The sequence below is a fragment of the Pseudomonas sp. W5-36 genome (genome assembly GCF_046540455.1).
In the GTDB taxonomy this organism is placed as follows: domain Bacteria; phylum Pseudomonadota; class Gammaproteobacteria; order Pseudomonadales; family Pseudomonadaceae; genus Aquipseudomonas; species Aquipseudomonas graminis_B.
On record NZ_JAXCIQ010000004.1, the window covers coordinates 25,906 to 38,526 of the forward strand.

General features: G+C 62.0%; 9 protein-coding genes. 7 read left to right on the top strand and 2 right to left on the bottom strand.

The features are described from left to right. Nucleotides 1-70 precede the first annotated feature (70 nt). Nucleotides 71-2,986: a ribonucleoside-diphosphate reductase subunit alpha gene (locus tag SLW74_RS08420; RefSeq protein WP_065992783.1), complete on the bottom strand. Its 2,916-nt coding sequence runs from the start codon at nucleotides 2,984-2,986 to the stop codon at nucleotides 71-73. A 630-nt stretch (nucleotides 2,987-3,616) separates the two neighbouring features. On the opposite strand from SLW74_RS08420, the gene SLW74_RS08425 reads away from it, so the two are divergent. Genes SLW74_RS08425 through fhuF form a run of 3 tightly spaced genes read left to right on the top strand, consistent with a single transcriptional unit; the run spans nucleotide 3,617 to nucleotide 6,741 of the window. Further along, entirely contained in the window at nucleotides 3,617-4,354 is a 738-nt protein-coding gene (locus tag SLW74_RS08425; RefSeq protein ID WP_410928610.1) for a response regulator, read from the top strand. Nucleotides 4,355-4,357: 3 nt separating this feature from the next. After that, nucleotides 4,358-6,010: an ATP-binding protein gene (locus SLW74_RS08430; protein ID WP_410928611.1), complete on the top strand. Its 1,653-nt coding sequence runs from the start codon at nucleotides 4,358-4,360 to the stop codon at nucleotides 6,008-6,010. Then, nucleotides 6,007-6,741, top strand: coding sequence for a siderophore-iron reductase FhuF (gene fhuF, locus SLW74_RS08435; protein ID WP_410928612.1), 735 nt, complete (start codon nucleotides 6,007-6,009; stop codon nucleotides 6,739-6,741). Before SLW74_RS08430 ends, fhuF begins: the two co-directional genes overlap by 4 nt. Here fhuF and SLW74_RS08440 read toward each other — a convergent pair. After that, nucleotides 6,692-7,417 (bottom strand): 4'-phosphopantetheinyl transferase family protein, encoded by a 726-nt coding sequence (locus SLW74_RS08440; protein WP_410928613.1) that lies wholly within the window; start codon nucleotides 7,415-7,417, stop codon nucleotides 6,692-6,694. The two genes, fhuF and SLW74_RS08440, sit on opposite strands and share 50 nt — an antisense overlap. An 839-nt stretch (nucleotides 7,418-8,256) precedes the next feature. On the opposite strand from SLW74_RS08440, the gene SLW74_RS08445 reads away from it, so the two are divergent. The 4 genes from SLW74_RS08445 to SLW74_RS08460 all read left to right on the top strand — a co-directional run bounded on the left by SLW74_RS08445 (nucleotide 8,257) and on the right by SLW74_RS08460 (nucleotide 12,478). Continuing rightward, nucleotides 8,257-8,685, top strand: a complete 429-nt coding sequence (locus SLW74_RS08445; RefSeq protein ID WP_410928614.1) for a hypothetical protein — start codon at nucleotides 8,257-8,259, stop codon at nucleotides 8,683-8,685. 138 nt (nucleotides 8,686-8,823) lie between these two features. Then, nucleotides 8,824-9,501, top strand: coding sequence for a response regulator transcription factor (locus SLW74_RS08450; RefSeq protein WP_192133924.1), 678 nt, complete (start codon nucleotides 8,824-8,826; stop codon nucleotides 9,499-9,501). Then, nucleotides 9,498-10,841, top strand: coding sequence for an ATP-binding protein (locus SLW74_RS08455; RefSeq protein WP_065992797.1), 1,344 nt, complete (start codon nucleotides 9,498-9,500; stop codon nucleotides 10,839-10,841). The genes SLW74_RS08450 and SLW74_RS08455 overlap by 4 nt, the downstream gene beginning before the upstream one ends. Before the next feature lie 299 nt (nucleotides 10,842-11,140). Continuing rightward, on the top strand, nucleotides 11,141-12,478 hold the full coding sequence (locus SLW74_RS08460; protein ID WP_192133922.1) for a dicarboxylate/amino acid:cation symporter: 1,338 nt from the start codon (nucleotides 11,141-11,143) through the stop codon (nucleotides 12,476-12,478). Nucleotides 12,479-12,621 lie beyond the last annotated feature (143 nt).

A 12,621-nucleotide genomic window follows, 5' to 3' on the forward strand; every position in this document is an offset into this window, starting at 1 on the left:
AGGCCCCGCGCCCCAGGGGACGCGGAGCCTTCAATCAGGGCGTCACCCGAAGGTGACGCTTGACGCGCTGTTACTGGCAGGCTTCGCAGTCCGGCTCGTCGATCGCGCAGGCTTTGGGCACTGGCGCTGGACCGGCCGGAGCCGCTTCGGCTGGACGCGGGGCGGTGATCGCCGAGTCGTCCGGGCCGTGGCCACCGCTGGAAACGGCGTTCAACTTGCCGGTGTTGATGGTCGACTTCTCGGTGCTGGTCGCGGCCAGGGCACGGAGGTAGTAAGTGGTCTTCAGACCACGGTACCAGGCCATGCGGTAGGTCACGTCCAGCTTCTTGCCCGAGGCGCCGGCGATGTACAGGTTCAGGGACTGGGCCTGGTCGATCCACTTCTGACGACGGCTGGCCGCGTCAACGATCCACTTGGTGTCCACTTCGAAGGCGGTTGCGTAGAGGTCTTTCAACTCCTGCGGGATGCGCTCGATCTGCTGCACCGAACCGTCGTAGTACTTCAGGTCGTTGATCATGACCGAGTCCCACAGATCGCGGGCTTTCAGGTCGCGAACCAGGTACGGGTTGATCACGGTGAATTCGCCCGAGAGGTTCGATTTCACGTACAGGTTCTGGTAAGTCGGCTCGATCGACTGCGACACGCCGGTGATGTTGGCGATGGTCGCGGTCGGTGCGATGGCCATGATGTTCGAGTTACGAATGCCTTTCTGAACGCGAGCACGGACTGGCGCCCAGTCCAGGAATTCGTTGAGGTCGACGTCGATGTACTTCTGGCCACGCTGCTCGATCAGGATCTGTTGCGAATCCAGCGGCAGGATGCCTTTGGACCACAGCGAACCCTGGAACGTCTCGTAGGCACCGCGCTCGTCCGCCAGATCGCAGGACGCCTGGATCGCGTAGTAGCTGACGGCTTCCATCGAGCGGTCGGCGAATTCGACAGCGGCATCGGAACCGTAAGGAATGTGCTGCAGGTACAGCGCGTCCTGGAAGCCCATGATGCCCAGACCGACCGGACGGTGGCGGAAGTTGGAGTTCTTCGCTTGCGGCACCGAGTAGTAGTTGATGTCGATCACGTTGTCGAGCATGCGCACGGCAACGTCGATGGTGCGCTTGAGCTTGTCGGTGTCCAGCTTGCCGTCGACGATGTGGTTCGGCAGGTTGATCGAGCCCAGGTTGCAGACCGCGATCTCGTCCTTGTTGGTGTTCAGGGTGATCTCGGTACACAGGTTCGAGCTGTGAACCACGCCCACGTGCTGCTGCGGCGAACGCAGGTTGCACGGGTCCTTGAAGGTCAGCCATGGGTGGCCGGTTTCGAACAGCATGGACAGCATTTTGCGCCACAGGTCTTTGGCCTGAATGGTCTTGAACAGCTTGACCTTGCCCGGGTACTCGGTCAGCGCTTCGTAGTACTCGTAGCGCTCTTCGAAGGCTTTACCGGTCAGATCGTGCAGATCAGGCACTTCGGACGGCGAGAACAGGGTCCACTTGCCGTCGTCGAAGACACGCTTCATGAACAGGTCAGGGATCCAGTTGGCGGTGTTCATGTCGTGGGTACGACGGCGATCATCACCGGTGTTCTTGCGCAGCTCGATGAACTCTTCGATGTCCATGTGCCAGGTTTCCAGGTACGCACAGACAGCGCCTTTGCGCTTGCCGCCCTGGTTCACGGCCACGGCCGTGTCGTTGACCACTTTCAGGAACGGCACGACGCCTTGGGATTTGCCGTTGGTGCCCTTGATGTAAGAGCCCAGCGCGCGAACCGGGGTCCAGTCGTTGCCCAGACCGCCTGCGAATTTGGACAGCATGGCGTTGTCGTGGATGGCGTGGTAAATGCCCGACAGGTCATCCGGAACGGTGGTCAGGTAGCAGCTCGACAGCTGTGGACGCAGGGTGCCGGCGTTGAACAGTGTCGGGGTCGAGGCCATGTAGTCGAAGGACGACAACAGGTTGTAGAACTCGATGGCCCGGTCTTCGCGGGCTTTCTCTTCGATCGCCAGGCCCATGGCCACACGCATGAAGAAGATCTGCGGCAGTTCGAAACGGATGCCGTCCTTGTGGATGAAGTAACGGTCGTACAGGGTTTGCAGGCCCAGATAGGTGAACTGCTGGTCGCGCTCGTGGTTGATCGCCTTGCCCAGTTTTTCCAGGTCAAATTCGGCCAGCACAGGGTTCAGCAGTTCGAACTGGATGCCTTTCTCGACGTAAGCCGGCAGCGCCTTGGCGTACAGGTCGACCATTTCGTGGTGGGTGGCGCTTTCGGCGACACCGAGGAAACCCAGGCCTTCGGCACGCAGGGTGTCCATCAGCAGGCGCGCGGTGACGAACGAGTAGTTCGGCTCACGCTCAACCAGGGTACGCGCGGTCATCACCAGTGCGGTGTTGACGTCGGTCAGGGCAACGCCGTCGTACAGGTTCTTCAGGGTTTCGCTCTGGATCAGGTCGGCATCGACCTCGGCCAGACCTTCACACGCTTCGGTGACGATGGTGTTCAGGCGGCCCATGTCCAGCGGCGCGAGGCTGCCGTCTTTGGCGGTGATGCGAATCGACGGGTGCGCTTGCACGGGGGTTTCGCCCGCGCTGCGACCGGCACGCTCCTTGGAGCGCTCGTTGCGGTAGATCACGTAGTCGCGCGCAACTTTCTGCTCGCCGGCGCGCATCAGCGCCAGTTCGACCTGATCCTGGATTTCTTCGATGTGGATGGTGCCGCCCGACGGCATGCGGCGCTTGAAGGTCGCGGAGACCTGTTCGGTCAGGCGCGCAACGGTGTCGTGGATACGCGACGAAGCGGCAGCGGTGCCGCCTTCAACTGCGAGAAAGGCCTTGGTGATGGCGACGGTGATCTTGTCATCGGTGTACGCAACGACGGTGCCGTTACGCTTGATCACACGCAGCTGACCCGGCGCGGTGGCGGACAGGTCCTGCTGGGTCGCACCTGTCTGCGGCGCGGTGGCCTGCGGATTCTCGCGAGTTGTGTCGGTTTGCATGGGTGTCTCCACGTTCTTTAAGTTTGTTTGGACGCGGAGTACGCGCCCACCGTTTCGTCTTGCGGCAGTGAACTGACAAATGTCAGGCCATGACTTCAAGACGAATGGGAAGGCGGATTTACCCTCCCTGGCGTTGAAGTCGAAAAGGGTGCCGGACTTAAGCCCGTCACCCCAAAAACTGTTGCAGAATGCGCGTGTGATGTTGCAACACGTGTGCCGCTGCGCGCAGATCCCAAGGCTGGGTGGTCTGCCATTCGCGCTGGCGGGGTAGAGCGGTAGATTCGGGGGTAATTCAGCCCTTCGTACACAGGTAACGCGCGAGAAAAAAACCTTGAAATCGCGACATGACTTGTGTTTGGGATTTAGACAAAAACCCCACATGTAGGGTCTATGCCGTCGAAGGGCTACAAGATATGCGTTTCGGACACTTACTGCAACGCATGACCTGTGGATAAGGCTGTGTGTAATTTGTGTGTGAAACGGCGAAATCCCGTGTAGGCCGCATGGCGTCTGGGATGAGCGCTTTGTCGGCGGCCGAAATCATTTTTTCGGGAATTTTGCGGACGTGAACGCGATCGCGAAAGCCCGTTGCGCAAGCACTATTAATAACAAAAAACAAGGAGCCTCACCGTGCAGCCACAACCCTGGCAGGTGCTGATCGTCGAGGATGACCAGCGGCTGGCCGAGCTCACCCGCGACTACCTCGAAAACAATGGCCTGCGCGTGAGCCTCGAAGGAGACGGCGCGCGGGCGGCCCGGCGAATCGTCGACGAGCAGCCGGATCTCGTGATCCTCGACCTCATGCTGCCCGGCGAGGACGGCCTGAGCATCTGCCGCAAGGTGCGCAGCCGCTATGACGGCCCGATCTTGATGCTCACCGCGCGCACCGACGACGGCGACCAGATCCAAGGCCTGGACATGGGCGCAGACGATTACGTCGGCAAACCGGTGCACCCCCGCGTACTGCTCGCGCGAATCCATGCCTTATTAAGGCGCAGCGAAACCGTCGAAAGCCCCGTCCAGGCACAGCACCGTCTGGAGTTCGGCGCGCTGGTGGTGGACAACACCCTGCGCGAAGCCTGGCTCAACGACCAGAGCGTCGAGCTGACCAGCGCCGAATTCGACCTGTTGTGGCTGTTGGTCAGCAACGCCGGGCGCATCCTCTCTCGCGAAGAAATCTTCACCGCCCTGCGCGGCGTCGGCTACGACGGCCAGGACCGCTCCATCGACGTGCGCATCTCGAAAATCCGCCCGCGCATCGGTGACGACCCCGACCACCCGCGCCTGATCAAGACCGTGCGCAACAAGGGTTACCTGTTCGTGCCCCACGCCGCCTCGCAACTGCCATCCCCCAAGCGCGACGGCTGACCGATGAATTCCATCTTCCTGCGCATCTATGGCGGCATGCTCGGCGTTCTGGTGCTGGTGGCGCTGCTGGGTGTGCTGACCCTGCATCTGGTCAACGCCGTGCGCGCCGATCAGTACCGCGAGCAATTGGCCCACGGCACCTTCACGCTGATGGCCGACAACCTGCGCGGCATGGATGACATTGAACGCACCCGCGCCCTCGCCGTGTGGGAGCGCCTGCTGGGCATTCCGCTGACACTGCAAACCGCCGAGCGCGCGCACCTGGACGGCAGCGCGCGCAATCGGCTGAGTCGCGGGCAGGTGGTGGTCGAACAGACCGGACCCCATGCCGCGCAAGTGTTTCGGGAGGTCGAGCCTGGGCTGTCAGGCAATCCGTCCAGCGGCTTGCTGCTGACCGGCGAGGTGCGGCAGATCAGTGAGCAACTGGCCCGCGCGACCATCTTTCTGTTGCTCGACGAACTGGTGCGTCTGCCGGTGGATGAGCAGCCGGCGCGGCTGGAAGACTTGCGCCAAAGCAAGGGTTTTGGCTTCGACATGCAGATGATCCGTCTGGAGAACCTGGATGTGGACGATGACCAGCGTCGGCGCATCGACGAGGGTGACACGGTGATGGCGCTGGGCAAGGGCGGCGATTCGATCCGCGTGCTGTCTGGCGTTGGCGAAACCCCGTGGGTGCTGGAGATCGGCCCGCTGTTCCAGATGAATCCCTATCCGCCGGAGCTGCTGATCCTCATCGCGTTTCTCGGTCTGTGCCTGATCGGTCTGGTGGTTTATTTGCTGGTGCGTCGGCTCGAGCATCGGCTGCGCGGGCTGGAAGCGGCGGCCACCCAGATCGCCCAAGGCAGCCTGGAAACCCGCGTGCCTGTAGCAAGTGCGGGGGCGGGCGCGGATTCGGTCGGGCGGCTGGCGTCGGCATTCAACGGCATGGCCGAGCACCTGCAGCGTTCGCTGATGATCCAGCGCGAACTGGTGCGCGCGGTGTCCCATGAGCTGCGTACGCCGGTGGCGCGGTTGCGTTTCGGGCTGGAAATGATCAACGACGCCACGACCCCGGAAGCGCGGCATAAATACATGGTCGGCATGGACAGCGATATTCAGGACCTCGACAAGCTGGTGGACGAGATGCTCACCTACGCGCGCCTGGAGCAGGGCGCGCCGACCCTGAATTTCCAGCGCATCGACCTCGACGCCCTGATCGATCAGGTGATTGCCGAACTGGCGCCGCTGCGGCCGAATATCAGTGTCAGGCGCGGGGAGTGTGTTGATGCGCTGCACCGTGTCGGATCGGGCGAAGAGCACTGGGTGGAGGCCGAACCGCGATACTTGCACCGTGCGCTGCAGAATCTGGTGAGCAACGCCATGCGCCACGCCGAGTCGGAGGTACGCATCGGCTATCAGTTGGGTAAAGAGCGCTGTCGCATCGATGTGGACGATAACGGACCCGGCGTGCCGGAAAGTGCCTGGGAGCGGATCTTCACGCCGTTCATGCGCCTGGACGACAGCCGCACCCGGGCGTCGGGCGGGCATGGGCTGGGATTGTCGATCGTGCGCCGCATCATTCATTGGCACGGCGGCCGGGCGTTGATCGGGCGCAGCCATACCTTGGGCGGTGCGTGTTTCAGCCTGGCCTGGCCGCGTAAGCAGGGAGATGCATGATGTTCGACGGTGCGCTGGCCGGGTTTTTCCGCGCGGTGGTGGTCGATCAAACACGGCCTGTGCTGCCGCTGACCGAGCTGTTGCAGGATGAGGTTTTGGATCGCCTGCTGCTTAAGGTGTACGGGCCGGCATTGCTGAGGGAGCAGTTGCCGGTGCTGGTCTCGCAGTGGATGAAGTACTACGCCATGCAGCTGATCCCGCCGGTGGTGGTGGCGAGTCTGGCCTATGGCTTGGGGTGGCCGCTGGGGCTGGATCGCCTGAGTTTTGCCCTGCATGAACGTGGCTATCTGGATGGGGTGAGGTTTGAGGGGGCCGTTACGCCGGTGGCGGTTTCGGACGATCCGTTCGAGCGGTTTGCGCCGCTGCTGGAGAATCTTCAGCACGTGATCGATCGCTTGAGTGCCTACGGCGATGTGCCGACGGCGGTGCTGTGGGGCAACGCCGGGGATTATCTTGAAACCTGCTTGCGGCAGTTGTCTGCGGCGAGCGAGGTTTCAGTTGCGGCAGGGTATGGGCTGTTGCGGGAACGGCTGAGGCCGGATGGGCGGCGCAATCCCCTATTCAACGCCGTTAGCTATAGAGAAAGGGACCGGCAAATGGTTCGGCAGCGGCGCACGTGCTGCTTGAGTTATCGGGTGGAATGGGTGGGGCGGTGTGAGCATTGTCCGCTGTGCGCGACCGTCAGCCTCGAATCGCCACCAGACTCAACAGCTGCCCATCCTGCACGCTGAACTGCGCGTCCAGCTCCTTGCCGTTGTGCCATTCCGCCGACAGATCGATGTTCAGCCGCAGGCGCGCAGTGCCTTCATCTGACCAGTCGAGCAACTCGGCGGCCTCGAAATAGAAGCGCTTGAGCACGATGGGGTAGAGCGCCTTGAACAGGCTTTCTTTCAGGGAAAAGGTCAGGGTGACGAGTTTGGCCGTTTGATGGTCGGGCCCGGCGGTCAGGCGCTGCATTTCCGCCGGCGTCAGAATCTCACTGGCCAGACGCACGGCGCGCTCGTGGCTCATCAACTGTTCCACGTCCAGACCCAGTCCGCGCCAGTCTGATTTGCGCGCCACGATCGCGGCGGCCCAGCCGGTGCTGTGGGTGATCGAACCGGTGACGTCTTCAGGCCAGACCGGCGCGCGGTCTTCGCCAATCAGCGGGACGTGGGAGCGGCCGTCCAACCGGCGCATCGCCTCCCGCGCGCACAAACGACCGGCAAGAAACTCCGTCTGCCGCTTGGCCACCGACCGCTGAATGGAGGCGGGCGGCTCGATGAGACAGCGCTGAAAATCGCCGTCGATGAGCTTTTGCGGATCGAAGCGACTGCTCACCAACACCACATCCGCCAGCCCATGGGGCAAGGGCCAGTGAGCGGTGAGGGCGGGGCAACAGTCAGGCAGTGTCGGAGATCGAGTCATGCCCGGCATTCTGCCGGAACCGCGGCGTCGTGCGCAAAACCGGTTTGCGGGCAGGCAAATCGTCTTCGCGAGCAAGCTCGCTCCCACAAAGACCTGCGCTGCCCCGGATTTCAGCGTCATGCACAAAACTGCATTCCACTGAATGCAAAACCCAAGGCAAGCACAAACCCTGTGGGAGTCAGCTTGCTGACGAATGGGTGGCTCAGACAAAGTTGAGGGCCGAGGCAGACCGCCTTCGCGAGCTAGCTCGCTCTGCTGGCCTCTTCCCGGCTGAAGCCGGTCCCACAAAGAGCAGCGCGTGCATTCAGTGAAATGCGTGGTGATCAAACCGGCCTCTTCCCGGCTAAAGCCAGTCCTACAGTGGCCGCGGTAGATCTGTAGGACCGGCTTCAGCCGGGAAGCTTTTGATCTTCATGCGCAGAAAGCTCAGACACCGCCAATCGCGACTTGGGTGCAGGCTGAACGCAGGTCTCGCGCAGTGGGCCGAGCCGCATGGATGCGGCGAGAGCGCCGTCAGGACATGGATGTCCGTTCGGCGCGGGCCCACGGAGCGAGACCGGAGTGAAGGAACCCTGAGGAACGAAGGGCCTAACCAAGAGCAGGCACCCTTGGTTACTTGGGGTGCTTTTCCAAGTAACTCGCCGAAGGCGAAACCTGAGGCCGTTAGGCCGACACAAGAGATCTTCGCTGCCCGGGAATTCAGCGCCAGGCACAGAACCTGTGGGAGTCAGCTTGCTGACGAATGCGGTGGGTCAGTACGTGTTCAGGAGGGGTTCAGCGCTGGCTGGGTATGCTCCAAACCGTACCCAACAAGGCGCCTGGCGCCGGAGGACCTGCTCATGCTGACGTTCAACAAGCTCTTTCTGGCGCTGGCGTTCCTTGGCAGCAGCGCGGCGGCGCAAGCGGCTGATGGCAACGCGGACCTGTCCCGCACCGATTTCGGCAAGAACACCGAACGCGCCGACCGCCTCAACGGCCTGCGCCGCAGTCTGGCCACCACCAGCCAGGTCGGCAATTGGAGCCAGACTTTCAGCCAGCAGCCTGTGGACGATCCCTACGCCGCCGGCTACGGAAATCTCACAGCCCGCGTCAACGGGGTGAGCGTTCAAACGGGAAATCTTCCGGCCGTTTACAGCGTGCAGATGTCTTCACCGGGCACGTCTAGACTGTTCGAGACCGGCGCACCAGCCCGCACAGCGCAGCAACCCCCCTCGTTGAGCCTGAGCGAGAGCCCGCACACCTATTTACCTGTCCACCACGTTTTATAAGCCGGTTTATAAGCCGCCAGCCTGTTTTTAGCGGTGTCTGGATTGCACAATCACTGCCGGGCTCGTCACACTGCACGCGCTCGGCAGCGTCGTTGAGACTCTTGAAAAAAGAGGGTTGCCTTTGCCTGGGAGAGCGTCATGAAATTGCTGGTTGTCGAAGATGAAGCCCTGCTGCGTCACCACCTGCAGACCCGTCTGACCGAAAGCGGTCACGTCGTCGAAGCGGTGGGCAACGCCGAGGAAGCGTTGTATCAGGCGGGCCAGTTCAACCACGATCTGGCGGTCATCGACCTGGGCCTGCCCGGGGTTGGCGGTCTCGACCTGATCCGCCAGCTGCGCGTGCAGAACAAGGCATTCCCGATCCTCATCCTGACCGCGCGCGGCAACTGGCAGGACAAGGTCGAAGGCCTGGCTGCCGGCGCCGACGACTACGTGGTCAAGCCCTTCCAGTTCGAAGAGCTCGAAGCGCGCCTCAACGCCTTGTTGCGACGCTCAAGCGGTTTCACCCACGCGACCATCGTTGCCGGGCCGCTGACCCTGGACCTCAACCGCAAGCAGGCGTCTCTGGACGAACAGCCGCTGGCGTTGACCGCCTACGAATACCGGATTCTCGAATACCTCATGCGCCATCACCAGCAAGTGGTGCCCAAGGAACGCCTGATGGAACAGCTGTACCCCGATGATGACGAGCGCGATCCGAACGTGATCGAAGTGTTGGTCGGCCGTCTGCGGCGCAAACTCGAAGGGCCCGCCGGCTTCAAACCGATCGACACCGTGCGCGGCCTGGGCTACCTGTTCACCGAGCGCTGTACATGATTCGTTCGCTGCGCCTGCGTCTGATGCTGGGCGCCGCGACCTTGGCCGTCATTTTCATGCTGCTGATGCTGCCGGCGCTGCAGAGCGCCTTCAGCCTGGCGCTGGAAAGCTCCATCGAAAAACGCCTGGCGTCCGACGTCACCACGCTGATCTCCGCCGCCCGGGTCGAAGACGATCACCTGTTGATGCCGTCGTTACTGCCCGGCGAACAATTTGCCCTGCCCGACAGCCGCTTGCTCGGCTACATCTATAACCGCGCCGGCAAACTGGTGTGGCGCTCCCGGGCCACCGAAGACGAAGCCATCGACTACCAGCCACGCTACGACGGCCGCGGCAACGAATTCGCCAAGATCCGCCAACCCAACGGCGAAGAATTTTTCGTCTACGACGTCGAAATCAAACTGCTCGGCGGCCGCAACGCCGCTTTCAGCATCGTCGCCCTGCAACCGGTGCGCGAATACCAGGAAACCATCTCCGGCCTGCGCCAGAAGCTCTACCTGGGCTTCGGCGGCGCGCTGCTGGTTCTGTTGATTCTGCTGTGGGGCGGGCTGACCTGGGGCCTGCGCGCCCTGCGGGGCATGAGTCAGGAACTCGATCAGGTCGAGGCCGGCTCGCGGGAAAGCCTCAGCGAAGAACACCCCAGCGAACTGCTGCGCCTGACCGACTCGCTCAACCGCTTGCTGCGCAGCGAACGGGAGCAACGCATTCGTTACCGCGACTCCCTCGACGATCTCGCCCACAGCCTGAAAACCCCGCTGGCCGTGCTGCAGGGCGTCAGCGAGCAGATTGCCAAACGGCCGGAAGACCTGGAGCAGGCGCGGATTCTGCAATCGCAGATCGAACGCATGAGCCAGCAGATCAGCTATCAATTGCAGCGCGCCAGTCTGCGCAAAAGCGGGCTGGTGCGTTATCACGTGGCCCTCAGGCCGGTGGTGCAAAGTCTGTGCAACACGCTGGAAAAGGTCTACCGCGACAAGCGCGTCAACGTGGTCCTCGACCTGCCGGACAACGGCCAGGTGCAAATGGAAGAGGGCGCCTTGCTGGAGATGCTCGGCAACCTGCTGGAAAACGCCTACCGCCTGTGCCTGGGCGAAGTGCGCGTGAGCTGGCGGTCATCGATGATGGGCGACGAGTTGTGCATCGAAGACGACGGCCCGGGCGTTCCGGAGAGCCAGCGCGCACGGATTCTCGAACGCGGTGAGCGGCTGGACACACAAAACCCTGGGCAGGGGATTGGTCTGGCGGTGGTCAAAGACATCATCGAAAGCTATGGCGCGCAGCTGACCCTGGGCGATTCGGAACTGGGCGGCGCGGCCTTCCGCATTCAGTTCGCCATCTAACCCCAAGGCGTTCCCACGCCCGTCGAGGCGGATACCCGCCAGTGTGGTGAGGTATTTGCCGCCAAACGGCGGAAAACCGCCATCCCTTTCCGGTTTACGGGTCTACCGTTAAACAGACGGTTCACGGAAACCGGGCCTCTCCTGCGATTTATCAACACTGGCACGGTGCCTGCAAAGCACTGGGCAGAGGTCTGCCGCGCGCAGCTCGACAAAAACAAATCCCTCCGAGCAGGAGGGTTCGCACTTTAGGCGTCTCTGCAACCGGAATGCTGCAGCTCGATGCTCTTGAGGAAACTGCAATGACGACTCGTCAGCCCATCTATAAATCCCTTTACGCCCAGGTGATCGTCGCGATCATCGTCGGTATCGCCCTCGGCCACTGGTACCCCGAAACTGCCGTAACGCTCAAACCGCTGGGTGACGGTTTCATCAAACTGATCAAAATGGTCATTGCACCGATCATCTTCTGCACCGTCGTCAGCGGCATCGCTGGCATGCAGAGCATGAAATCCGTGGGCAAGACCGGCGGCTACGCGCTGCTCTACTTCGAAATCGTCTCGACCATCTCGCTGATCATCGGCCTGATCGTGGTCAACGTCGTCCAGCCGGGCGCCGGCATGAACATCGACGTGTCCACCCTCGACGCTTCCAAAGTCGCGGCCTACGTGACCGCCGGTAAAGACCAGAGCATCGTCGGCTTCATCCTCAACGTGATCCCGAACACCATCGTCGGCGCATTCGCCAACGGCGACATCCTGCAAGTGCTGATGTTCTCGGTGATCTTCGGTTTTGCCCTGCATCGCCTGGGCGCTTACGGCAAGCCGATCCTGGACTTCATCGATCGCTTCGCCCACGTCATGTTCAACATCATCAACATGATCATGAAGCTCGCCCCGATCGGCGCGCTGGGTGCCATGGCCTTCACCATCGGTGCTTACGGGGTCAGCTCGCTGGTGCAACTGGGTCAGCTGATGCTGTGCTTCTACATCACTTGCCTGCTGTTCGTGCTGCTGGTGCTGGGCTCCATCGCTAAAGCTCACGGCTTCAGCATCCTCAAGCTGATCAAGTACATCCGCGAAGAGCTGCTGATCGTGCTGGGTACCTCGTCGTCCGAGTCGGCACTGCCACGCATGCTGATCAAGATGGAGCGTCTGGGCGCGAAGAAATCCGTCGTCGGTCTGGTGATCCCGACCGGTTACTCGTTCAACCTCGACGGTACTTCGATCTACCTGACCATGGCCGCAGTGTTCATCGCTCAGGCCACCAACACCCACATGGACATCACCCATCAGGTCACCCTGTTGCTGGTGCTGCTGCTGTCGTCCAAAGGTGCGGCAGGCGTGACCGGTTCAGGCTTCATCGTGCTGGCCGCGACGCTGTCCGCCGTGGGCCATCTGCCGGTGGCCGGTCTGGCGCTGATCCTCGGCATCGACCGCTTCATGTCCGAAGCCCGCGCCCTGACCAACCTGTGCGGTAACGCCGTGGCAACCCTGGTGGTCGCCAAGTGGGTCGGCGAACTGGACGTTCCACAGATGCAGGCCGAGCTGGCGTCTGGCGGTCGTGCCATCGACAACACCGCGCCGACCGACGACCTGGGTGTGGCTGAAACCGCGCCTACCCCTGTTGTGCGTTCGTAAGATGCGTTAGCGGTAAAGGTTGTTCAAAAAGCCTGTCTTCGGACAGGCTTTTTTATGAGTATTTTTTGGGCGCTGGCCGCGGGCTACTCCGCGGACACAAAACCTGTGGGAGTCAGCTTGTTGAAGAATGCGGTGGGTCAGAC